Genomic DNA, 22,667 nt, shown 5'->3' on the forward strand with positions numbered 1-22,667 from the left:
TAATGATTTTTCAGGTAGATGATACTGTTGGTATTTAACGTTCTTTAACATCCTAACTATACTATGTAAAGTCTCAATTACGTTAAAAGCACTTGAAAATATTTGTATAACTTGCCCATCACTATAAATAAAACCCTTATGAAATTGAATAAAGCAATTCTCTTTGTGCTTTTGTGTACTTATTCGGCCTTAAGCTATGCGCAAAATGGCGATCAGCAGAGTGCAAAGTACGATCAGCATAAAGTGTTTAATCCTTTATTTTATCCCGAAAAAGGCAACGAATTCAGGAACGCGGGAGGGGCGCCCGGCGCAAAGTACTGGCAAAACCGGGCCGATTATAAATTGAATGTTACATTAGATACTGCAAAGCAACGGATTGATGGCACCGTTGTTATCAGTTATACCAATAACAGTCCCGATGCGCTAACATTTTTATGGCTGCAGGACGATCAAAATATTTATCGCGAAGATTCAAGGGCCGAGGCTACCAGTAATGTGAGCGGTGGCCGTTTCGCTAACAAAACCTACACCAAGGGCGATGAAATAAAAGCCATCTATATTATCAAAAATGGCAAAACCATAAAGGCTGATTACTTAGTAACTGATACACGCCTGCAGATAAAGCTCAAAGATTCATTAAAAGCGGCGGGCGGCAAGCTGCAGCTAAAAATTGAATATGGTTTTGAGATTCCCAAATACGGTACCGACCGTATGGGCCGCCTGCAAACCAAAAACGGGTGGATTTATGAAATGGCGCAATGGTACCCACGAATGGAGGTTTATGATGATGTAGCCGGATGGAACACCTTACCATATCTTGGTGCAGGTGAGTTTTACCTGGAGTATGGCAATTTTGATTATACCATTACCGCGCCCGCAAGTTTAGTAATAACCGGATCTGGCGAGTTGCTTAATCCTGCGGAGGTCTATTCGCCGTTAACGGTTACCCGGCTTGCCGCTGCCCGCAATAGCGATAAAACGGTAATGATAAGGGATGAGGCTGATATTTTGCATAATAACGACTATCCTAAAAAGCCAACGCTAACATGGCACTTTGCCTGCAAAAATGCCCGTGATATAGCCTGGGCAGCTTCAAAAGCATTTATATGGGATGCCGCGCGCATTAACCTGCCCAGCGGCAAAAAAGCCCTGGCGCAATCTGTGTACCCGGTTGAGGCAAAAGGTAATGAAGCCTGGAGCCGGTCGACAGAGTACGTAAAAGCGGCTATTGAACTATATTCAAACCAATGGTTTGAATATACCTACCCTGTGGCAACCAATGTTGCCGGTACAGTGGGGGGGATGGAATATCCCGGTATTGTTTTCTGCGGATCTGAAAATAAAGCCGGCAGCTTATGGGAGGTTACCAATCATGAGTTTGGGCACAACTGGTTCCCGATGATTGTAGGCTCCAACGAGCGTAAATATGCCTGGATGGACGAAGGTTTTAACACGTTTTTAAATGATGTGGATACCCGCACGTTTAATAAAGGCGAATATTACCAGGTTACCGATCAGCAAAAGGCAGCGTCGGGTTTGTTTAGTGCCGATGCGGAACCGATTATGACTATTCCTGATGTATTACAGGAAAACTTTTTGGGCGTAGCCGCCTATGAAAAACCAGCTTTGGGTTTGACGATTTTACGGGAGCAGATCCTGGGCGAGCAGCGCTTTGATTATGCTTTTCGGACTTATATTAAACGCTGGGCCTTTAAACATCCAACGCCCTGGGATTTTTTCCATACTATGGATAATGCTGCTGGCGAAGACCTGAGCTGGTTTTGGAATGAGTGGTTTTTTACCACCTGGAAGCTTGATCAGGGTATTACCGCTATTAACTATCCTAATGGCGACGCCACCAAAGGGGCGTTTATTACCATTGAGAATTTGGAAGAAATGGCTTTGCCCGTTACTATCAGCATAAAAGAAGAAAACGGCAAAACAGCTATAGTAAAACTCCCTGCCGAAATTTGGCAACGTGGCAGCGTATGGACATTCCCTTATAAGTCAACCTCGAAAATAACTGTGGCAACCATCGATCCTGATCATAGGCTGCCGGATGTAAATACGGAGAATAATTCCTTTAGTGGTTTGCCTGTACCAAAAGGGGTAACTACCGCGAGCGTTATTAAAAACTACCTGGAGGCCATTGGTGGTGTTGATAAACTGAAAAATATAAAGGACCTGCAAATTTCATCAACGGCAAGTGTGCAGGGTTCTGAAGTGCAAATGGTGACCAGGTATCGTACACCAGGGATGTTTTTTCAGCAAATTACGGTACCATCATACAGTAACCTGGTACTTAGCCATATTTTGGTAAATGATAATAATATAAGTGTACAGCAGGTAAACCATGATGTTCCGTTAGATGACGTGGCAAAAAAACTGGTGAAAGAAAAAAGCAGACCATTCCCCGAACTGGACTACGAAAAGTATGGAAATACCATGGTGCTTGATTCAACCCTTAAGGTTGTAAATAATGAGATGGCTTATGAAATTGATGTAAACATTGCTGATGGTGCTGTGATCAGGAATTTTTATGATCAAAAAAACGGGTTGAAAGTGAAACAGGTAGTGGATGGTCCGGTAAATTCCATCATCGAATGGAGTAATTATGAAGGCATAAACGGAGGGGTGAAGATCCCGTTTGTTATAAAAACAGTTGTGCTGGGCCACCCCGCCGATTTTAAGGTTAAAGAAACCGCGGTGAACAGCAATATGCCGGCGGTATCATTCCAGTAATTATCTCATCAATATTTTTATATTTAGGGCGCCGGTATTTAATATCAGCGCCCTTTTTATTTGACTATGAAGAAAATTTTACTTGGATTAATAATGATGTTTTCTATTGGTATCGGTAGGGTGTTTGCCCAAAAAGATACCGTGTTGTTATATATGAAAGACTCTTTTGAAGGTTATAACGTATTTAATACCGGGGAAGGTGAGCCGGCTCTGAACAAGGAAGAGGCTACTTTCGTTCGGGTATTAATGTCACCCGTAAGTGGCAATGGACTTTATCGGGTGAACGATTACTATCTTAATGGAAAACTTAAGTTCTCCGGGGAATCATTATCACCCACCTGGGATACGCAGCTGGACGGTACATGCGTGGCGTATTTTGAGAACGGACACAAAAAGAAAATTTGTAATTATAATAAAGGTGCGCTAACAGGCGATGTAATGGAATATTTCCCGAACGGTAGGTTAAATACAGTCAAGACGGTAGTCGACAAAGGTGTGATAGGGGCAGATGCAATGCCGCCGATAATCTTAAAACAATGCCTTGATTCATTAGGGAAAATAATGACAGATGAAGGAAACGGAAAGTGGGCAGAATACCACGGATCCAATATTCCATTCGCAGAAGGTATTGTGAAAACAGGTGTTGAAGATGGTGAATGGCGAGGCCGGCTTAATGACACCATTAATTATACCTGCACTTATAGTATGGGGAGTTTAAAGAAAGGTAGCAGTGTTAGCTCAACGGGACAGGTATACCACTTTACACAAATTGCAAGTTTGCCAGAGTTTCCTGGCGGCGTGGAAAAATTCGGCGCTTACCTTGGTAAAACGCTTAGCTATCCAGCTGATGCCAGAGAAAATGGGGTTCAGGGAAGGGTAATACTTCGGTTCGTTATTCGGAAAGATGGCACATTGTCGGACATTAAAGTTGCTCGAACTCTTTATCCGAGTCTGGACCTGGAAGCACTAAAAGCTTTAAAGAAATCACCTAATTGGTTGCCCGGTTATAAATATGGAATCAAAACAGATGTAGTGTACATGATACCAGTAAGCTTTACCATGGTAAACGATAACAGCTCTATCACACCTGCTAACTAATCCAAGCCCAACGCTTTGCTTGTGCGCTCGCGCGTAGCTACACTCAAAGCTTCGTCCTTAGCCAGCGATTGCCCATACGATGGAATCATTAGCTTTAGCTTTTCCTGCCATTGGGGTGTTTTGATATGGATTTTAAAGCAACGTTCAATGAGGTGAACCATAATTGGTACCGATGTTGAAGCGCCCGGAGAAGCTCCTAATAATGCTGAAATACTGCCATCTGCGGATGTTACCACTTCGGTACCAAACTCCAGCACACCAGTATGTTTAGCATCTTTCTTGATCACCTGTACGCGCTGACCGGCAATATCCAACGTCCAGTCTTCGGCTTTAGCCGTTGGCAGGTACTCCTGCAGGGCTTTAAGCCTGTCTGCAGGCGATTGTAATACCTGGCTGATGAGGTATTTGGTTAAAGGCCAATTATCGCGCCCTACGGCAAGCAGGGGTAGTATGTTGTTTGGTTTAATAGTGCAAAAGAGGTCAAGCAATGAACCCTTTTTTAAGAAACGTGTGGAGAAACCTGCATACGGACCAAAAAGTAATTCGCGTTTGCCATCAATCATACGCGTATCCAGGTGAGGTACCGACATTGGCGGCGAACCTACCGATGCTTTACCGTATACTTTGGCCTCGTGGCGCTTAATAACATCCGGGTTACTACACACCAGCCATTGCCCGCTTACCGGGAAACCGCCAAAACCTTTACTCTCTTGGATGCCTGATTTTTGCAGCAGAGGCAAAGCGCCGCCACCAGCACCAACAAATACAAATTTGGCGTTTAACTTTCTTTTTTCGCCGCCTGTTTTATCTTTTACGGTAACCAGCCAGCTACCATCTTTATTGCGTTTAAGATTACTTACATCATGATTAAGATGCAGGTTAACCCCGGGTTTTTGTTTAAGGTTGTTTATTAAGCTACCTGTTAAGCTACCAAAGTTTACATCTGTACCAATATCCATAAAAGTAGCAGACACCTCTTCCTGCTCATCACGGCCATCCATCACCAGGGGAATCCATTTTTTTATCTGGGTTTTATCCTCAGAGTATTCCATCCCTTTAAAAAAGTGATGTTTGATAAGGGCTTGCTGGCGTTTTTTAAGATAGTTTACATTATCGGCACCCCAAACAAAGCTCATGTGAGGCACCTTGCGGATAAAGCTTTGAGGCGACGCGATGTATTTTTGATCGATAAGATAAGTCCAGAATTCTTTGGTTATCTCAAATTGCTCAGCAATTTTGATAGCTTTTTTAATTTCAACTGTACCATCAGGAAGCTCTGGGGTATAGTTCAGCTCGCAAAAGGCCGAGTGCCCGGTGCCGGCATTATTCATCGGGGCCGAACTTTCTGCAGCGATGACATCCAGGCGTTCAAAAATTTCGATGGTCAAATCTGGTTGTAGCTCCTTCAGCATCATACCCAGTGTAGCGCTCATGATACCTGCGCCTATTAATACTACATCAACCGTTGTGCCCGAAACTTTATCGCTATTAGTCATCTTATTATGATACCCTGTAACAGGTATTTTGAAATTAAATTACACCAGTTATAATCTGATTTTTGCCAAATTGTTATGCTAACAATAGCCTGCCGGCCTTATTTATGGCAGGGGAAAATTAAATCAGACAATTTTAAGGATTTTTTAAAGAATACGCGCCCTAAACTGTCCACAAATTGCAATAAAACCATGTTTAAATTTAAACAGGCAGGCTTTTGAGCAAATTACCACAGCTGTATTTATAATTATTTAACACAAAAGGGTCAAAAAGATGTATTTAATTAATCTACTATTGTGAAATTAAATATGAGTCGGAATAATTTCAAAACCTGTTTTTTTATATGGATGACGGGTGTAATTTTAATAGCCTGTGATCAGCCTAAGGCCAAGCCTGGTCCTGTTTCAAAAGATATTTCAAAAACAACGGTGCAGGTGGCGGGCAAAAAAGATAGTGTGTTTAATAACCCGCAAAAGAACTATGGTAACGCTACCGTTGCCGAGCCCTGTGTAAAATGTTTGTTGCAGGTAATACAGGAAAGTAAAAGCTTTAAAGAAAACACATACAGTTTATCGCCGCAAGATATAAATTACACGGTTAACTGGGTAAAGGCTTCTGATCCTGCTTTAAAGCCCGATACCAGCAAGAGCACCGATGCCATCCGGGTTGATTTAAAGAGAATAGAAGATGGGGAGGATAAAATGCTGCTTTCATACGTGTATAACAATGCCGAAGGCACCATGTACCTCATCAATAACCAAAACAAGCTGGAACATGCTGTATCAAACATCACCCCTGAATTGCTGAAAAAGATCCGTAACAGTTGCTATTGGGGAGTGGCATCGGGGAAGTGAGATTAGATGTGCAAATGTGCAGATTACAGATGTGCAGATGATAAATGTGCAGATTTCAGATTTTAAATGTGCAGATGGCTTTGTTTGAGCCGGGATTTTTGGAATTAAAGAATGAAAAGAATTTTATCAAACTTAAATTGTATTTTAATGTGATCCGAAACTGTTGCGTTCGCAACAGGTGAAACAGCAAAAAAAACATCTATCTAACAATCAATAAATTACCAATTGTCATAAAATAAAAACCGCAACAGGCAGCGGGGGTTAAAGTAAATGCGACAGGGTTCTTTTTTCGAAAAATTCCGGTTCAGAAAAAAAACAAGGCAAGGCATCATCTGCACATTGGCTTTTTGATGAGATGAAAACGACAATCAAAAATCCTGTAATCTGATTAATCTGTTTAATCCCGGTTCAGACAAAAAGGTAACAAAAAAAGCGATGAGTATAAACCCATCGCTATAATATTTTTGCTGCGAACCGCTAACTAAAAACTGCTAATTGATTAAGTGGTATAACCCAGTATCTTCAGTACTTGTTTACTATTCTGCTCTTCGCCAAAAACTTCAAAGTTGAATGTTTCATCGCGGTTGCGGCGAATTATCACGTGCTTAGGTGATGGCAGCAGGCAATGGTGTATACCACCGTAGCCGCTTAATACTTCCTGATAGGCACCTGTGTTAAAAAAGCCTAAATACTGCACCTTACGGGTTTTAGGCATAAACACACTGTTCATGTGCGCTTCCTGGTTGTAGTAATCCTGGCCGTCGCAGGTAATACCGCCAAGGTTCACACGCTCGTACTCACTGTCCCAGTTGTTAATCGGTAACAGGATGTATTTTTGATTTAACGCCCAAACATCCGGCAGGTTGGTGATGAATGATCCATCAAGCATCAACCACCTTTCACGGTCGTTTTGTTGTTTACGGCCTAATACTTTGTATAAAATTCCAGATGCTTCGGCAACGGTATATTTTCCAAATTCGGTAATGATATCCGGTTCCATGGTATCATGCTCGGCGCAGATCTCTTTAATCCGGCTCACAATTTCGTTGATCATGTATTCATAATCAAAATCGAAAACCAGTGAATCTTTAAATGGCATACCTCCGCCAATATCAAGCGTATCCAGGTGTGGATTTATTTTTTTGAATTTGCAGTAAAGGGTTACATATTTCTCCAGCTCGTTCCAGTAGTATGGCGTATCCGAGATACCCGAGTTGATGAAGAAGTGCAACAGTTTTACCTGGAAGTTGGGATTATCCTCTATTTTATTATGATAAAAATCGATGATATCTTCCATCCGCACACCTAAACGCGAGGTGTAGAATTGAGAGTCGGGCTGCTCCTCAGCCGCTATACGGATACCCAGGTTACAAGGGGTATCCATCTCAATCTCATCATCGTATAGGTTAAATTCTTCCTTATTATCCAATACCGGGATGATGTTTTTAAAACCATCATGTAACATATCAATAATATATGTTTTGTACTGGAAGGTTTTAAAACCATTGCATATTACCGTTACATCCTTGTTTACAGATCCCTTTTTTTCAAGGGCATCAATCATCGGCATATCAAAAGCTGATGATGTTTCCAGGTGAATCTCGTTTTTAAGCGCCTCTTCAACAATATGTTTAAAGTGCGAGCTTTTGGTGCAATAGCAATATTTATAACTGCCGCGATAATTGTTTTTAATAATAGCCTGCTGGAATAGCAGCTTTGCCTGCTGTATCTTTTTAGATATCATAGGCAGATAGGTGAAGCGTAGGGGAGTACCATACGTTTCAATCATCTCCATTAAATTAAGGTCCTGAAAGTATAGTTCATCGTCGATGATCTCAAAACCATCCTGCGGAAAACCCACACTTAAATCAAGAAATTCCTGGTAACTCTGCATCCTTTAAAAATTTGGGGCAAAAATGTGATTTTTAAACGGAATAAACAGCTATTTGTTGGGATAAAATTTATAGTCTGAATGTAATTTGTTTTTGCTTATAGCTAATGGTTCACAGTTGATGGTTCACAGAACCTGAACCTTGAGGATGCAAAGCGAAAATTAGCTATAATATAGAAACCATTAACTACGAAATAAAGGGTAAATGTACCTCCGCCATCATGCACCTTGCACTGCCACCGCCATTAGTTTCAATGGTGTTGATATCGGCATAAACCAATTTGCCATATTTTGCCAGTGTTGCTCTTTGTTCTTCATCTAATGCTTCAAAAGCATTTTTCGACATCACAATAAGCGTTTCGCCTTTATCATTCTTTACCTCCAGCATATTGCCTGCAAACCGGTTCATTTGCTCAAAGCTGATGGTGACAACTTCTTTTTTTGTTAATTTAAGTGATTCTAAAACCACAATGTGTTCATGTGGATTTGGAATGCTATCGGCACATATCACCGCGAATTTGCTGCCTATGCACATTAAAACATTGGTGTGGTAGATAGCCTGGCCATGTTGATCGGCTGCTTCAAAACTGATAGACTGATAACCGGTCTGTTCGCAAAATAAATCCAAAACCTCTTTATCTGTACGGGGCGAAAGGCATGCATATGCAATTTTGTTTTCCCTATCCAATACCATGCTCCCGGTACCTTCCAAAAACTTATGATCAGCCTCAAAGCGACTCAGGTCAATTACATGGGCAACTTTAAATTTATCTTCCAGGTCGGTTATGATATCTTCCCGGCGTTCCAATCTGCGGTTTTCTGCCTGCATAGGATACAGAAAAACGCTGCCATCATTATGAAATGACACCCAGTTGTTTGGGAAGATAGAATCGGGCGTATAAGGCTGTGGTGTATCGTTCTCCACAGTAACATTTACACCATTATGCTGAAGCGTTTTTACAAAGTGATCAAATTCTGCCAGTGCCTTATCCTGCACAGCCTGCTGATCTGGATTGCGTTTTTGAAAAGCGTTGCTTTCGGCAGTTTCCTCATTAAAGCCGAAGTTTACCGGCCTTATCATTAATATGTTGCTGGTTGATTGTTGATTAGTCATTGGTTATAGTTTTTTTCTGAACAGGAATGGAGTGGATTAAGAAATTTCTCCAATTCAAATGCAGTTAAAATTCTGGTCATTCATAAATTCGTTTAATTCCGGTTCAGACTACCTTATCCCTTAAAAGCGGCATGCTCATACAATGGAAACCACCACGTGCCCGTGAAAGTTCTGCCGAAGGCATTAAAATTAAGGTATCACTTAAAGTTTGCGGATCAAGTTCGCCGGTTTCAAATTTTTGCAGCAGCTCATTCACTTTTATCACCTCAAAGCCTTTTTGTTTAAAGGCTTCAACAGTTTTATCGTTACGGTCATAGCCTAAAACCACACCCTCTTTTAATGCTAAAAGGTTACATGAATCTGTCCACTGTTCGCGTGCATCAAATGGGAAAGTGTTATTGCCCGAATAAATGAATTGAGTTTCTGTGGTACTTTCCAAATCTCTTTGACTAATATCAGTCAAAAGATCTTCCAGGCAGTTAAATATTTTTGTTTTTTTGTTTTTTCTGAACTGAACTATCTCGGTACGGTCCTTTGATTTTTTATCGGTAAACCATGACATCGGCTCCTGTTCTTCCAACGGCGCTTCGGCAACAGCCAGCGAGCGCAGCAATACCCACGTATTACGCTTAACCTGGGTAAATACCGTATCAATGTGCATATAATCGCGCTTATGCGGAATTTTTACAATGGTTACCTTTTTTACCACATCATTTTCAAACAGCAACTTAATGGCTTCGTTGGCGCCGGTAATGGAAGTACGCTCGCTACAACCTATTAACAAATGTTGCGGACTAACCATCATCACATCACCGCCCTCTAAAGTGGTTTTTCCCTGGTTATCCTCGCCGGGGCGTAAAAAATGCTGGGCTGTTTCGGGAATTTCTAAAATGTTGTTCTGATAATCAGCAAACAATGGGTGATTGAAAAATATATACCTCATGAGCAAGGTTTCGCGGAAACGGGCTTTTTTTGCCGGCTTATTGAGCAGCATAAAATTGTTAACCGCTATCCCTAAATCCCTCGAAAAAATAAGATTTGGAATAGGGGCGAAGATCATTTCCTCGTTACTTAATGATCCTGATATGAATATTTTAGCCAGTTCAACAGGGTCGGTATCTATAAGTTGTTGTTGCAGGCGGTAATTGCAGCTTTCAATAGCACAAACAGATGCCACCAGCTTTTTGCGAATATCGGCCTGTTCTAAAATATCGGCCAATAGGGTTTGTATCTCAATAACGTTGCTTGATGCATGGAAGTTTTCGTTATCAGGCTTAAAAAACAGGCGGTCGTAATCGTTTTCAACCTGGCGGAGTTTGCCTTTTATCTTATCCGGATCTAAAAAATAGAGTAACAATTTTACATAGTAATCGTACTCGTTGCGGCGCATGGTATCCAGGTGCACAATATCTTCAAACAACCAGTCCTGTGCTTTTGATGGTACAACTTTGCCCAGGCCACTATCGGGGCTATGGATGAGCAGCGTACGCAGGGTGCCAATTTCGGATGTTACATCTATTTTAAAATCAGAATTTTTAAGTGCCATAAACAAGTATATCAAACACAAATCTATCAGAAATTAAATAAGAAAATGTGGTGGCCGCGTAAATTTGAGATAGGGCGATTTAAAATATTCTTATGTTTGGGTATAAACTATACCATGTCGCAAACAACCTCACAATTTTGGAACTGGTTTAAACAGCACCAGGATAAATTAACTCAAATAAACAATCCCAATCTTAATGAAAATGACAAGGAAGAATTGCTTGACAGTATATTGGAGCAATTGCATCTGTTCTGCGACAAGCTATATTTTGATCTTGGCGGATTACATGGTGAAAGCCAGGAGTTTGTTATAACCGCTGAAGGTGACGTTGATTATTTCGACAAAGTAGAGGAGCTAATTGAAGCCGCGCCCGATCTAAAGGGGTGGTCATTCATCGCGTTTATGCCAGCGCGAGGTTTGGGCAATGCTACTGTTTTTGAAGACGTAGAACTTAAACCTTTTGAAATGTGGTTTTTACCGTTGGATAATAAAAACAAACCAAAGTCCTTAGGCTTTAGAATATGCTTACCTAATTATGAATTGGTGAAAAATAGTAAATGGTTAAAAGCTGCAGTTTACAAAGTTTTGGATACAGCGTTGGGCGAAAAAGTATTCGCAATGGATATTGATTACATCGAAATTAAGGAATTGCCTCACGGTGATCTTGAGGCGCAAGGCCTTTTAGAGCTTAAAGATTTATCCGCATTTGTTAAATGGAAAAAGAAAAAGCTTGCTGCTTTATAAAGTCTTTTTTCTCCACTTAAATTTATTACAGCCAGTATCCTCAATTTAATTAATTTTGCCGCATGGATTTTATTATTGATGCGGCCGTTAAAGCAATTAAGCACCTGTACCAAACAGATGTAGCACCGGCGGCAATAGGCTTACAGGAAACCCGTAAAGAATTTGAGGGACAAATTACAATAGTTACTTTTCCGTTTACTAAATTCTCCCGTAAAGGACTTGAACAAACCGGTACCGAAATAGGCGAGTATCTAAAGGCTGAATTGAAAGAAGTAGCTGCGTTTAATATAGTTAAAGGGTTTTTAAATATTTCGTTAAGCGACGAATATTGGATTGGTCAATTATATAATGAGATACTTCCGGATGATTTCGCGGTAGCAAAACCAAACGGACAAAAGGTAATGGTGGAATATTCATCGCCAAATACCAACAAGCCACTGCACCTGGGCCATATCCGCAACAACCTTTTAGGGTTTTCGGTAGCGCAGATTCTGGCTGCTGCCGGGTATGATGTTGTTAAGGTTAACCTGGTGAATGATCGTGGTATTCATATCTGTAAATCTATGCTGGCCTGGCAAATGTTTGGCAATGGCGAAACACCTGCATCATCTGGCTTAAAAGGCGATCATTTGGTGGGTAAATATTATGTGTTGTTTGATAAGGAGTTAAAAAAGCAATTGACTCCCATTCTTGAACGCGTTTACGAAAAAAATGATTTGTCTCTATTTAATGATAATCAAAAGGAAAAAATACACGCCCTGCTGATAAGCATTGATAAGCTCAAAGCAAAAAAATATGCTACGCCCGATACTGAAACCAAACTTATTGGCGAATTAACAGATAAAATTAGTGTTGAAGAAGACAAGATAAAGGAGATTGCCAAAAACGTTACCTCATTAATGGTTGAGACTCAGCAAATGCTCCAAAAATGGGAAGCAGGCGATGCGGAAGTTCTCGATTTATGGAAAACCATGAACAGCTGGGTTTATGCTGGCTTTGCGGAAACCTACAAGCAGTTAGGTGTTGATTTTGATAAATACTACTATGAATCAAATACCTATTTATTAGGTAAGGATATTATTGAGGAAGGCCTGCAAAAAAGTGTTTTCTTTAAAAAGCCGGATGGTTCTGTATGGATTGATCTTACTGCCGACGGATTGGATGAAAAACTGGTGTTACGATCAGACGGTACATCGGTTTACATTACCCAGGATTTGGGTACCGCCCAGTTAAAGTATAATGATTTCCACATGGATAGGTCTATTTATGTGGTGGGTAACGAACAGGATTATCACTTTAAAGTACTATTCCTGATACTTCATAAACTGGGTAAAGCAGGTGCCAATGGCTTGTTCCATTTATCATACGGGATGGTTGATTTGCCATCGGGGAAAATGAAATCCCGTGAGGGAACGGTAGTTGATGCCGATGACCTGATGGACGAAATGGAAACTACTGCAAAAATGCAAACTGAGGCCATGGGTAAGGTAGATGCGTTTTCTGAAGAGGACAAGCTTGCTTTATACAATACCATTGGTATGGGAGCGCTTAAATATTTCTTACTTAAAGTTGATCCTAAAAAGAGGTTGCTGTTTGATCCTAATGAATCGGTAGATTTTCAGGGACATACGGGCCCATTTATTCAATATACCCATGCCCGGATCAAATCGGTACTGAGCAGGGCAGCATATCAGCCAAATAAAAATATTGAAATAACAGAACTGGCCGGGGTAGAACGGGATGTGATCGTTTTGCTTACCCAATTCCCGACAGTAATCAGGGAGGCAGCCAATGGATATAGCCCGGCAATAATTGCCAACTACGTTTATGAACTGGCCAAAAGCTATAACAAGTTCTATCACGAAAAATCAATATTGCAGGCAGAGGATGAGGTATTAAAACAATTCCGCCTGCAGCTATCCGCGTCATCAGCAAAGGTGATCAGCAAAGCAATGGGTTTGCTTGGTATTGATGTGCCGGAACGAATGTAAGTTTTCAGTTTGCAGGGGGCAGTTTAACAGTTTTCAGTTAGCAGGTTTCAGTTAGCACGGTTGCCTACTGCTAACTGCAAACTGCCCACTGCATATTACTGCCCACTGCTAACTGAATTTGTCTGCAACTACAAGGGTTTTGCTGCCGGCGGTATATTTATAAAAGCCGCTTCCTGTTTTTACGCCACGGTGGCCGGCGGTAACCATGTTAACCAGTAGAGGGCAGGGTGCATATTTTTGATTGCCGAAACCATCGTGCAAAACCTTTAATATGGCCAGGCAAACATCAAGCCCAATAAAATCGGCCAGTTGAAGGGGACCCATTGGGTGGGCCATGCCTAATTTCATCACGGTATCAATTTCTTCTACACCGGCTACACCTTCGTAAAGGGTATAAATGGCTTCGTTGATCATGGGCATTAATATCCGGTTAGCCACAAAACCCGGATAATCATTTACCTCAACCGGATCTTTATCCAGCGTTTTGGCCAATTGCATAATGGTTTGTGTAACTGCATCGGTTGTAGCGTACCCCTTTATTACTTCTACCAGTTTCATTACAGGTACAGGGTTCATAAAGTGCATACCTATTACCTGACCCGGATTTTTGGTTACGGCGGCAATTTCTGTAATAGATATGGATGATGTATTGGAAGCTAAGATCACTTCGTCACCACAAATATCACTAAGCTGTTTAAATAGTTGAAGTTTTATCTCGCGGTTTTCGGTGGCTGCCTCAATCACCAGATCTGCATTGGCTGCACCTTCTTTAATATCGGTATAGGTTTTTATCCTGCCTAACGTATCTGCTTTATCCTGCTCACTAATGCTCCCCTTTTTTAACTGGCGATCAAGATTATTGGCAATGGTTTGTACAGCCTTATCTAATGCTGAGGTGTTAATATCAACCAATGATACTTCAAAGCCATGCTGAGCAAAAGTATGAGCAATGCCGTTGCCCATAGTTCCCGAGCCGATAACAGTAATATTTTTCATCGTTTACCAGGTTATGTGATGCTAAATTGAGTTAAATTATTTGCTTCGCCAAGTACGGATTATCCTTTACAAATTAATAAATGCGGCAGCTTCAATGATTGATTTTTTGTTGGGGGTATCATACATTGGTATCTGCCCAAGCTCGGTAATACCGGAGTAGTTAAGTATATAGCTTTTTGAATAAATGTCCTCTACGCCGTTAAATATTATACCCATTACAGGGATGTTATATGTTTTAAGGGCATGTAATGATAATAGGGTATGGTTAATGCTGCCCAGGTAATTTTGTGATACCAGTATCACTTTGGCATTTAGCTGTTTGATGAGGTCGATGATTAAAAAATTATCATTAAGAGGTACCATTAATCCTCCGGCACCTTCTATAACTAATTGGTTATCAGTTTGGGGTAGCGTAAAGTTTTGACTATTGATAGTTACTTTATCAATTGCTGCCGATTTATGGGGCGAGAAAGGCTGCGTTAAACGGTAAGCTTCGGGATGGAATTTTGTAATTTGGTTAGATACAAGGCTTTGAACTTTCAGGGTGTCGCTGTCATCCAGATCGCCTGATTGAATGGGTTTCCAATAATCTGCCTTTAGTTTCTCGGTTATAATAGCTGATACAATGGTTTTGCCTACCCCGGTACCAATACCGGTAATAAATATGGGCTGTTTAACGTGCATTAATAAAGTTGTTTATAGTGTCGGTAAGCAAATTTACCTCATTTAGGGTATTAAAGCTATGCAGGCATATTCTTATTCGTTCAGCCCCGGCTGCTACTGTGGGGCTCAATATGGGTCTCACATCCAAACCGGCTGATTGCAAGGTGTTTGCTATTTCACGGGCCTTGTCGTTACTTTTTAAAATAATACATTGAATTGCGCTATCGCTTAAAAGCATGGGAGTATCCTCTGATTGGTCAACCTGTTTTTTAAATAGGTGGATGTTTTCTTTTAGACCGGAGATCTCTTCTTCGGCAGTATTCAATAGCTCATAGGCTATTTTTATCGACGCTAAATGATGGAAGGAGGGGGCGGTGCTATAAATAAACGGACGGGCGAAATTAATGAGGTAATCCCTGAGTAAGTTATTACTTAATACAATTGCGCCGTGGCAACCCAGGGCCTTACCAAAAGTGACTACCGAGGCAAATACCCTGTTTTGCAGTCCCTGTTCATTTACCAGTCCCTTTTTATATAATCCAACGGCATGGGCTTCATCAACAATTAAATGGGCGCCGTATTTTTCGGTAATGTTTAAAATTTCATTCAATGGCGATGAGTCACCATTCATGGAGTATATGCTTTCTACAACCACATAGCAGTTGCCTTTAGATAGCTTTAATTTGGCCTCCAGGCTCTCGGCATCATTATGTTTGAAACTATATCGGGTAGCGTAACTTAAGCGCGCTCCGTCAATGGCAGAGGCATGTATCAGTTCGTCGAGTATAATGGTGTCACCGCGTTGGGCTAAAGATGATAATAAACCAAGGTTGGCATCATAGCCGGAATTGAAAAGCAGGCCTGCCTCAAAACCATGAAATGCTGCTATTTGATATTCAAGCTCCTCTGCGTATTGAAGATTTCCGGAGAGTAACCTGGAGCCCGTGGAGCCGTTTAAACTTAGCGGGTGGCTTTTAATTTCGGCTTCAATGCGTTCTTTTAAAAATACCGAGCGGGCGAAGCCTAAGTAATCATTAGAGCAAAAATCAACCAGGCTGTTCTCGGGCTTTAAAGTTCTGTATATGCCTGATGATTTTCGTTCATCAAGTTTGCTTTTAAGGTAATCGTTTGCTAATCTCAATGGATATTAAACAATAATTAGTATCGGCGTTTAATTAGCTTTAAGCTTTGCATTGGGCTTTTAACTTTTAAACGCTTTATGCAAAAATAAAAAAAGCGGCTTATCGCCGCTTCATTTATCACATTAATTTTGAGAGCCGCTGCTTCCGCCGCCGCCGCCCTGTCTCATCCTGTCCATCATGTCTTTTTGAATTTTATCAAAAGCAGTAGCCTGTTCAGGTGTTAAAATGGCTTTAATTTTATCGTTTGTAGCTTTTCTCATTGGCATCATGGCGCTTCTCATGGCATCCCTGTCGCCATTGGCGGCAGTTCTTACACTATCCATTTTAGTTGCCTGCTCTTTATAAACAGCCGTTACTTTGGTAGTTTGATCGTCAGTTAGCTTTAATTGTGTTTGCAGATCCTTAGCCCTTTCTTCGGGGCTTTTTCTCATACCACCACCTTGTGCATGGCTTACTGCTGCAATCCCCATCAGGAAACAGCACATCAACAGAAATTTTTTCATAGCTCTTTTAAATTTAATTTACGTTTTAATCTATGATAAAGATATGCCGTAATGGTTTAAGAAAGCCGATGTAACTTAATTGTTGCTTTGCTGTAAGTTTGATATCGAACGCTGCATCTGGGCCATCATATTAGTAAGGCTTTCCATGGTAGGCTCGGGCGTTGGCTGTGGTAAATGGGTGGATATATAGCCTTTTCCTTTCCATATCTCCAGCACGTCTTCGCCGTTAATTTCGTAAGGTTCGTAAACAGGGTTATCAGATATCAGCTTTAACTTTTTATTGTCTTTAAATTTGTTGCCAATGCGTTTATATACCACCCCATCATTTTTTGATATCACTATATAGGTTTCGCCGGGTTTAACGTCTGCCCAGTTCTCCAGGTACTCAGCTATAATGATGTCGCCGGATAGGATAGGCAGCATCGAATCTCCTTTTATTTCAAAGGCCCGGTAAGTACCCTGTTTAAACATAGGTAAATAAAACTTAGGCAATTTGGAAACATACTCCGGATCGGCGTAGCCATTTAAATATCCGGCGCTGGCTTTAAGCGGCACCATTTCAATATTTTCGTTATCCTCTTTATCAACAGAGATACTGAGTATGCGCAGGTTAGCCGGATTCCCTTTTGGCTTGGGCGCCCATTTTTCGTTGATGGTTTCGTTAATAAAATCATCAATGCTAATGTCAAAGTATATTGCTAATGTTTTTAGTAGTTCATATTTGGGCTCGGCTCGTTCCTCTTCATAAGCACCTACTAATGAGCGTTTTATACCTACTTCATCAGCGAATTGCTGTTGGGTAATTCCCTTCTTTTTGCGAAGGAATTTAATATTTTGTGAAATTATTGACATAAAATTTGCATTTGCTAAATTTATTAGTAATTTTATGCTCATAAAGTTAGTAATATTTATTCGTTCACCAAATTTTTTATCAAAAAATGAAACGTTTTGTATATATCATCACCGACAGAAACAGGAAAAATCTTCATGTAGGTTTATGCTCAGACCTGGTAAAAACATTGCAGTTTTACAGCGACATGCCAACTTTGTTTTTTGACAGCGCACAGCAGCTCAATCGTTTAGTTTATTTTGAAGAAATAAATACCGAAGAGCAGGCAATGGAACGCTTTAAAGTGGTGAGCACTTTTACAAGGCCTCAGAAAGAAAAAATGATCAGACCTGTTAACCCCGACTGGGTAGATCTGACCATTGGTTTAAAGTTTGAGAGCGGTATTCGTGTAAGGCCACAATTACGCCCATCTGTAAATGCTAACAGGAGGACTATTACTTTTTAATAAATTTTAAAGCGCCTGAGTTCATGCAAAATCTTTTGCCGCCGCGGTCTGCAGGGCCGTCGTCAAATACATGACCAAGGTGTAAGCCAGTGCTTTTTTCGATAACCTCATCCCGGCTCATGCCGTAGCTGTTATCGGTAACAACGGCAACTTTTTTAGGGTCAACCGCTTTTACAAAGCTTGGCCAGCCTGTACCGCTATCAAATTTATCCTCAGAGCTAAATAATACTTCGCCTGTGGCCGCGCTTACATAAACACCCTTTTCATGGTTGTTCCAGTAATCGTTTTTATAAGGTGGCTCGGTGCCACTTTCAACCATAATATAATATTGGTTTGGTGTGAGTGTTTTTTTCCACTCCGCCGCGGGTTTGCTTAGTTTACGTTTAGCCTGCCCATTACTGTTTTGGCAGCCAAAAGCTGTTATAATGCTTAGTATAGCTATAGCAAAAATCGATTTTCTCATTACCTTGTTCATTTTAAGTTTTTTTTAATTTCGATCGTACCTGGGTTAGTCGCAAAACTTAACCGATCCTTACAATCTATTATACTTAAAATACGAAATTATATTTCAGGTGGATTGTCATCCATTGGTACAATTATATGGTTTTTACCTTGGGCTGTAATACCTTGTTTACCACATGCAGCATGCCGTTGTTTTGTTCAATATCAAAACGACTAATAATGCTTTCGCCACCATTCTCATCAATTAAAACAATATTACGGTTGGCATCAATTTTTGCTGTTAGTTTGTTACCGGTAAGGGTGGTGAATGTAGCTGTTCCCTTGTTTTTGTTGATCTCCTTTTCAATGTCTTTGGCTTTGAACCGGCCGGGAATAGAATGATAGCTAATGAGGCGGGTAAGTTCCCAAACGTACGAGGGTTTCATCAGGGAATCGAGTTTGCCATCAGGTAAATTTAAAAACGCATCATTGGCGGGCACAAACATGGTAATAGGGCCCCTGCTTTGAAAAGTTGCAGCCAGGTTGGTTTTATTTATAAAATTATAAAATGTAGATAGCTCTTTTGATAAGGCAATATTTTTGATGATATCATTGGCGGGTAACATGCCATCGCCGGCCATTACTCTAAGCGGCCCTATGGCTTTTGGATTTACGGAAACTAACGGACCCTGCGCAAACAACACTGAACAATATAGAGAGGTGATAACAAGCAATAATAATTTTTTCATAAAAACGGATGTCTATAAAGTATAACAATCAAATACTCAAGTGTTTTTATTAATTTAATTTTAATAAAAAAAAAGCGGCCTTAGGCCGCGCAAATATATTAATTTCAAATGTGTTTACCATCCAGGTGTAAAACCTAAGCCAAATACGGGCTTGCTAACGTCAGTACGGTTAAATGGAATAGCCAGGTACGGCTCTAACACAAACGCTCCAAAAACGTTTATCCGTAAGGATATACCAGCACTTAAGGCCGGTACACGACCATAGGTGTTGCTTAAAACGGGGTTGCCTTTACTATCAAGTTGTGGGTTTCCATTGGCATCAATTGAGGGTGTCTGGCCCAAAACCGGCGGATTTTTCTGGAAATAGATATGATCTCCCGCGTTCCAGGCTAAACCGGCATCAAAAAATAAGTTCAGATCTGTAAACAGGAATTTTGATTTGATCTGGGCCAGCTTCTCTGGTCCGGTAAATGGCAATCGTGTCTCGAAGTTAAATATAGCCATTCTGCTTCCCGACAGCTGATCAATATTAAAGCCATTTGACGACTTTTTGTTGTTATTGTAAAAGGTTTGCCCTTCGTATCCCCTGATATAAAATGGATATCCTATGAATAATGGATAGATCCCGTTAGAATCGCCAAAGCGACCGTAACCAAAGAAACGGGCTGCAAAAGTTACCGGCTCAACACGTACATATTTCCTGAGATCGATAGTTGGTGAGAAAAAGTGGTAAGTGCCGAAGTTATACCCTGCCTCTAACCTATACCTGAAACCATTTAATGGCGCTGTAACCCCAAAAAAGGAATTATCACCTACCAAAGCGGTGGATAATTGCAAAAGCGAGTATGATTTTAAATTATAATTGAGCAGCGCGCTTTCTTCGCCATTTGGTATTTTATTTTTCCCGCTGCCTATAGGGGTTGTGTTAATAGTTTGGCTTTTATCAGCATTAATTACCGTATCTAATTTGTACACGGTACTGTAGCGGTCAACACGGTAGGAGTTGTATGATGCGCCTCCACTTACTTCAAAGCGGGTTGTTTTGTTGATAGGATAGGAGGTGAAAACCCTGGCAGCATCCTCAAAGTTGCGGATGATATCGGTATTTTGTGATAATACGGTAACATTTTTACCACCTACATTTTGCTTAGGAAAAGTTTGGGTTTGCAAGCCAAACAGGTAGGGGATATGTGAAATACCTGTACCAAGGTTCCATCGGCCGGTTTGATTTACATAAGTTATAGCCGCGCCTGAATCATAGATCTGACCGTTTACTGATGCGGCCGCAAAAATTTGGTTACGACCCAATATATCGCTGAATACCCCCTGGATGCCGCTGGAAAGACTGGTGCCGTAAAAACTACTTACACCAACCCCAACGCCACTTCCTGCGAGGTAGTCGAGCTTGAATTTGGGATGATATGCAATTTCTTTTACAGAATCGGTAGGGATTTTTTTGTATGCCAGGAAGTTGTTCAGGTTTGAATTGATCAGATCAACCCCTACAGCGCGTGAAGGAGGCAGCATGGCTGCGCTAAAATCAACTGCCTGTGCTTGTAAAGTAACCGGTTTAAATGCTGATGCTTTGGCATTATACAGGGCATATTTTTGAGCACGATAATAGGAGTAAACCACATCATCATTTGCAGATATGCTTAATGCTGGTGAAAATTCAGTAATACCACAAATTCCGGTAAACAAATCTGTCATCTGTTCCAGCTGGCCGGTACTCATGGTATAGCGATACATATTGCGGAAACCATCCCTGTTTGAAAGGAAGTAGATTTGGGTGCCATCTGCGGAATACTGCGGATTTAAATTATTGGCTCCATTAAATATTTTGATGTCAGTTACTTTTCCGCTGGCAAGGTCAAGTTCAGCAAGGTTAAATGTGATAGCTTGCTCTAACGATTGGTCGTATGTTGATCTATCGCTTGAGAAAATGATCTTTTTGCCATCCCTTGAATAAGCGGGCTGGTAATCGGTGTATTTATCATTGGTGAGCTGGGTGATTTTTTTTGTATCGAAGTTGTAGGAGTATAAGTCGCTCTGTCCTTCAGAAAGCCCTGTAAAAACGATATCCTTGCCGTTAGGCGACCATGAAAGGTTACTAAATTGCTCCGCCTTTTCCATTGATACATCATCAAGCATGCTTCCGCTATTTACATCAACTATTTCCATCCGGTTTCGGCCTTTACTAAATACGCTAAAAGCAAACCGCTTACCATCCGGCGACCATGCGCCCGCCGATTCGATAAAGTTAAACTCATCTATATGTGTATTAGATACCTTGCTGGTGAGTTTTCGTAAAATCTTACCCGTTTTGGCATCTGCCAGGTAAAGATCAATGCTGAAAAGGCTTTTGGCCGATAAAAACGCCACATACTTACCATCGGGACTTACTGCGGGAGCAACTACCAGGTCGCCGCCGTTTTCTTTGTCAACCAATTTAATGCCTACTGGTTTTTGCGTTGTATCTTTTAAAAATGGCTTATAGGTTGTTTCAATAGAGTTTTTCCAAAGACGGGATAGTGTTTTATCATCATACCCAAAAGTGCGCCTTATGCCGTAGGCCAAACCGTAACGCGCTGTGTTTTTAAAGAAAGGTACAATTACGGTATCACCATAAGTTGATCCTAAAAACGACCAAAATGCTTCTCCGTAACGATATGGGAAATATTTGTTACTCTCGGTGAGGTCTTTAACAGTGGGGATATCATGGTTGAGGTAAGCATCACGCATCCACATGGCCGTGTATGAATCTTTTTTACCTAATGAAAGGTACTCCGCCATACCCTCAATCATCCATAGGGGGATATTGTTAATATTTTCAAAAGTTTCGTTTTCTTTTCCTAACAAGGCATGGTATTGAAAAGCGTGCACCAATTCGTGCCCGATAACATGGCGGGTCATTTGGTTGGTTTCCATTACCGGCATTACAACCCGGTTTTTTAACCCTTCGGTAATACCGCCTGTACCCACGCCAATCTCGCCGTCGATAGCCGTAGTTTGCTGAAAATCCGGGTGATTGGCATATAAAATTATAGGGTTGGCAGTTTTAAATGTATCCTTAAAAACTTGCTGATGCAGGGTGTACCATAATTCGCTTTCCTGGGCAAAGCGTTTGATCATGCTATCATTTTTGATGTAATAGTAGATTTCGAAATGCGGGGTTTTATATACCTTGAATTTGAGGTTTTTGTAACGTACTTTATTTTGACCAAAATATTGTGCTTTTGCGCTGTTGCTGATCAGCAACAAACTAAAGAGGCAAATAAATATGAAGAGGAACTTTTTAGCTGTATTTAAAAATGAGTAGTTTTTATTCATAATTTAAACTAAATAGATGATGGCCAATTTAACGAATAATTGGCAGGCTACAGGAGCCTGCCAATCAATATTTA

18 protein-coding genes are annotated in these 22,667 nt (G+C 40.8%); 6 read left to right on the forward strand and 12 right to left on the reverse strand.

Annotation, left to right across the window (positions count from 1 at the left end; all coding sequences use genetic code 11):
- The first annotated feature begins 138 nt into the window (after positions 1 to 138).
- Positions 139 to 2,742, forward strand: coding sequence for a M1 family metallopeptidase (locus tag AC1DYB_RS12400; protein ID WP_477435270.1), 2,604 nt, complete (start codon positions 139 to 141; stop codon positions 2,740 to 2,742).
- A 66-nt stretch (positions 2,743 to 2,808) separates the two neighbouring features.
- The gene (locus AC1DYB_RS12405; protein ID WP_477435272.1) at positions 2,809 to 3,840 is read left to right on the forward strand and encodes a TonB family protein; all 1,032 of its coding nucleotides are present in this window, start codon (positions 2,809 to 2,811) and stop codon (positions 3,838 to 3,840) included.
- Here AC1DYB_RS12405 and AC1DYB_RS12410 read toward each other — a convergent pair.
- Entirely contained in the window at positions 3,837 to 5,336 is a 1,500-nt protein-coding gene (locus tag AC1DYB_RS12410; protein ID WP_477435274.1) for a malate:quinone oxidoreductase, read from the reverse strand. The genes AC1DYB_RS12405 and AC1DYB_RS12410 overlap by 4 nt on opposite strands.
- Before the next feature lie 306 nt (positions 5,337 to 5,642).
- Between AC1DYB_RS12410 and AC1DYB_RS12415 the strand changes: the two genes are divergently transcribed.
- A complete protein-coding gene (locus tag AC1DYB_RS12415; RefSeq protein WP_477435276.1) occupies positions 5,643 to 6,188 on the forward strand; it encodes a hypothetical protein in 546 nt (181 codons plus the stop codon).
- Between the two features lie 499 nt (positions 6,189 to 6,687).
- On the opposite strand, the gene AC1DYB_RS12420 is transcribed toward AC1DYB_RS12415, so the two are convergent.
- The 3 genes from AC1DYB_RS12420 to AC1DYB_RS12430 all read right to left on the reverse strand — a co-directional run bounded on the left by AC1DYB_RS12420 (position 6,688) and on the right by AC1DYB_RS12430 (position 10,739).
- Complete coding sequence (locus AC1DYB_RS12420) at positions 6,688 to 8,082, reverse strand: arginine decarboxylase (RefSeq protein ID WP_295719791.1); 1,395 nt, start codon at positions 8,080 to 8,082, stop codon at positions 6,688 to 6,690.
- Positions 8,083 to 8,266: 184 nt separating this feature from the next.
- Positions 8,267 to 9,193, reverse strand: a complete 927-nt coding sequence (ctlX, locus tag AC1DYB_RS12425) for a citrulline utilization hydrolase CtlX (protein WP_477435278.1) — start codon at positions 9,191 to 9,193, stop codon at positions 8,267 to 8,269.
- A gap of 103 nt (positions 9,194 to 9,296) precedes the next feature.
- Entirely contained in the window at positions 9,297 to 10,739 is a 1,443-nt protein-coding gene (locus AC1DYB_RS12430) for an arginine deiminase family protein (protein ID WP_477435280.1), read from the reverse strand.
- A 114-nt stretch (positions 10,740 to 10,853) separates the two neighbouring features.
- On the opposite strand from AC1DYB_RS12430, the gene AC1DYB_RS12435 reads away from it, so the two are divergent.
- Both AC1DYB_RS12435 and argS read left to right on the forward strand, forming a co-directional pair.
- Positions 10,854 to 11,483: a hypothetical protein gene (locus tag AC1DYB_RS12435; protein WP_477435282.1), complete on the forward strand. Its 630-nt coding sequence runs from the start codon at positions 10,854 to 10,856 to the stop codon at positions 11,481 to 11,483.
- A 62-nt stretch (positions 11,484 to 11,545) separates the two neighbouring features.
- A complete protein-coding gene (gene argS, locus AC1DYB_RS12440; protein ID WP_477435284.1) occupies positions 11,546 to 13,474 on the forward strand; it encodes an arginine--tRNA ligase in 1,929 nt (642 codons plus the stop codon).
- Between the two features lie 108 nt (positions 13,475 to 13,582).
- Here argS and AC1DYB_RS12445 read toward each other — a convergent pair whose 3' ends face one another.
- From AC1DYB_RS12445 to AC1DYB_RS12465, 5 genes are all read right to left on the reverse strand, one after another.
- On the reverse strand, positions 13,583 to 14,470 hold the full coding sequence (locus tag AC1DYB_RS12445; RefSeq protein WP_477435286.1) for a 3-hydroxyacyl-CoA dehydrogenase family protein: 888 nt from the start codon (positions 14,468 to 14,470) through the stop codon (positions 13,583 to 13,585).
- 66 nt (positions 14,471 to 14,536) lie between these two features.
- Positions 14,537 to 15,154, reverse strand: coding sequence for a dethiobiotin synthase (gene bioD, locus AC1DYB_RS12450; RefSeq protein WP_477435288.1), 618 nt, complete (start codon positions 15,152 to 15,154; stop codon positions 14,537 to 14,539).
- Positions 15,144 to 16,274: an aminotransferase class I/II-fold pyridoxal phosphate-dependent enzyme gene (locus AC1DYB_RS12455; protein ID WP_477435290.1), complete on the reverse strand. Its 1,131-nt coding sequence runs from the start codon at positions 16,272 to 16,274 to the stop codon at positions 15,144 to 15,146. The genes bioD and AC1DYB_RS12455 overlap by 11 nt, the downstream gene beginning before the upstream one ends.
- A gap of 123 nt (positions 16,275 to 16,397) precedes the next feature.
- Positions 16,398 to 16,778, reverse strand: a complete 381-nt coding sequence (locus AC1DYB_RS12460; protein ID WP_295719770.1) for a hypothetical protein — start codon at positions 16,776 to 16,778, stop codon at positions 16,398 to 16,400.
- A 75-nt stretch (positions 16,779 to 16,853) separates the two neighbouring features.
- Complete coding sequence (locus AC1DYB_RS12465) at positions 16,854 to 17,630, reverse strand: XRE family transcriptional regulator (RefSeq protein ID WP_295719768.1); 777 nt, start codon at positions 17,628 to 17,630, stop codon at positions 16,854 to 16,856.
- Between the two features lie 86 nt (positions 17,631 to 17,716).
- Here AC1DYB_RS12465 and AC1DYB_RS12470 point away from each other — a divergent pair, with 86 nt between their 5' ends.
- Positions 17,717 to 18,073, forward strand: a complete 357-nt coding sequence (locus tag AC1DYB_RS12470) for a GIY-YIG nuclease family protein (protein WP_295719766.1) — start codon at positions 17,717 to 17,719, stop codon at positions 18,071 to 18,073.
- Here AC1DYB_RS12470 and msrB read toward each other — a convergent pair.
- From msrB to AC1DYB_RS12485, 3 genes are all read right to left on the reverse strand, one after another.
- Entirely contained in the window at positions 18,063 to 18,536 is a 474-nt protein-coding gene (gene msrB, locus AC1DYB_RS12475) for a peptide-methionine (R)-S-oxide reductase MsrB (protein WP_477393991.1), read from the reverse strand. The two genes, AC1DYB_RS12470 and msrB, sit on opposite strands and share 11 nt — an antisense overlap.
- Positions 18,537 to 18,669: 133 nt before the next feature.
- Positions 18,670 to 19,263 carry a fasciclin domain-containing protein gene (locus AC1DYB_RS12480; protein WP_477435292.1) on the reverse strand — a complete coding sequence of 198 codons (594 nt, stop codon included), beginning with the start codon at positions 19,261 to 19,263 and terminating at the stop codon, positions 18,670 to 18,672.
- Between the two features lie 114 nt (positions 19,264 to 19,377).
- Positions 19,378 to 22,593, reverse strand: a complete 3,216-nt coding sequence (locus tag AC1DYB_RS12485) for a TolB family protein (protein WP_477435294.1) — start codon at positions 22,591 to 22,593, stop codon at positions 19,378 to 19,380.
- Between the last annotated feature and the right edge of the window lie 74 nt (positions 22,594 to 22,667).

The organism is Mucilaginibacter sp. P2_A4, assembly GCF_056405015.1.

What these genes read in the sequence shown, in the direction of transcription:
- AC1DYB_RS12480 (WP_477435292.1), bottom strand. Translation starts at nt 19,263, where the DNA reads ATGAAAAAATTATTATTGCTTGTTATCACCTCTCTATATTGTTCAGTG.
- AC1DYB_RS12460 (WP_295719770.1), bottom strand. Translation starts at nt 16,778, where the DNA reads ATGAAAAAATTTCTGTTGATGTGCTGTTTCCTGATGGGGATTGCAGCA.
- argS (WP_477435284.1), top strand. Translation starts at nt 11,546, where the DNA reads ATGGATTTTATTATTGATGCGGCCGTTAAAGCAATTAAGCACCTGTAC.
- AC1DYB_RS12405 (WP_477435272.1), top strand. Translation starts at nt 2,809, where the DNA reads ATGAAGAAAATTTTACTTGGATTAATAATGATGTTTTCTATTGGTATC.
- AC1DYB_RS12485 (WP_477435294.1), bottom strand. Translation starts at nt 22,593, where the DNA reads ATGAATAAAAACTACTCATTTTTAAATACAGCTAAAAAGTTCCTCTTC.
- AC1DYB_RS12445 (WP_477435286.1), bottom strand. Translation starts at nt 14,470, where the DNA reads ATGAAAAATATTACTGTTATCGGCTCGGGAACTATGGGCAACGGCATT.
- AC1DYB_RS12415 (WP_477435276.1), top strand. Translation starts at nt 5,643, where the DNA reads ATGAGTCGGAATAATTTCAAAACCTGTTTTTTTATATGGATGACGGGT.
- AC1DYB_RS12470 (WP_295719766.1), top strand. Translation starts at nt 17,717, where the DNA reads ATGAAACGTTTTGTATATATCATCACCGACAGAAACAGGAAAAATCTT.
- msrB (WP_477393991.1), bottom strand. Translation starts at nt 18,536, where the DNA reads ATGAGAAAATCGATTTTTGCTATAGCTATACTAAGCATTATAACAGCT.
- AC1DYB_RS12430 (WP_477435280.1), bottom strand. Translation starts at nt 10,739, where the DNA reads ATGGCACTTAAAAATTCTGATTTTAAAATAGATGTAACATCCGAAATT.
- AC1DYB_RS12410 (WP_477435274.1), bottom strand. Translation starts at nt 5,336, where the DNA reads ATGACTAATAGCGATAAAGTTTCGGGCACAACGGTTGATGTAGTATTA.
- bioD (WP_477435288.1), bottom strand. Translation starts at nt 15,154, where the DNA reads ATGCACGTTAAACAGCCCATATTTATTACCGGTATTGGTACCGGGGTA.
- AC1DYB_RS12465 (WP_295719768.1), bottom strand. Translation starts at nt 17,630, where the DNA reads ATGTCAATAATTTCACAAAATATTAAATTCCTTCGCAAAAAGAAGGGA.
- ctlX (WP_477435278.1), bottom strand. Translation starts at nt 9,193, where the DNA reads ATGACTAATCAACAATCAACCAGCAACATATTAATGATAAGGCCGGTA.
- AC1DYB_RS12400 (WP_477435270.1), top strand. Translation starts at nt 139, where the DNA reads ATGAAATTGAATAAAGCAATTCTCTTTGTGCTTTTGTGTACTTATTCG.
- AC1DYB_RS12420 (WP_295719791.1), bottom strand. Translation starts at nt 8,082, where the DNA reads ATGCAGAGTTACCAGGAATTTCTTGATTTAAGTGTGGGTTTTCCGCAG.
- AC1DYB_RS12435 (WP_477435282.1), top strand. Translation starts at nt 10,854, where the DNA reads ATGTCGCAAACAACCTCACAATTTTGGAACTGGTTTAAACAGCACCAG.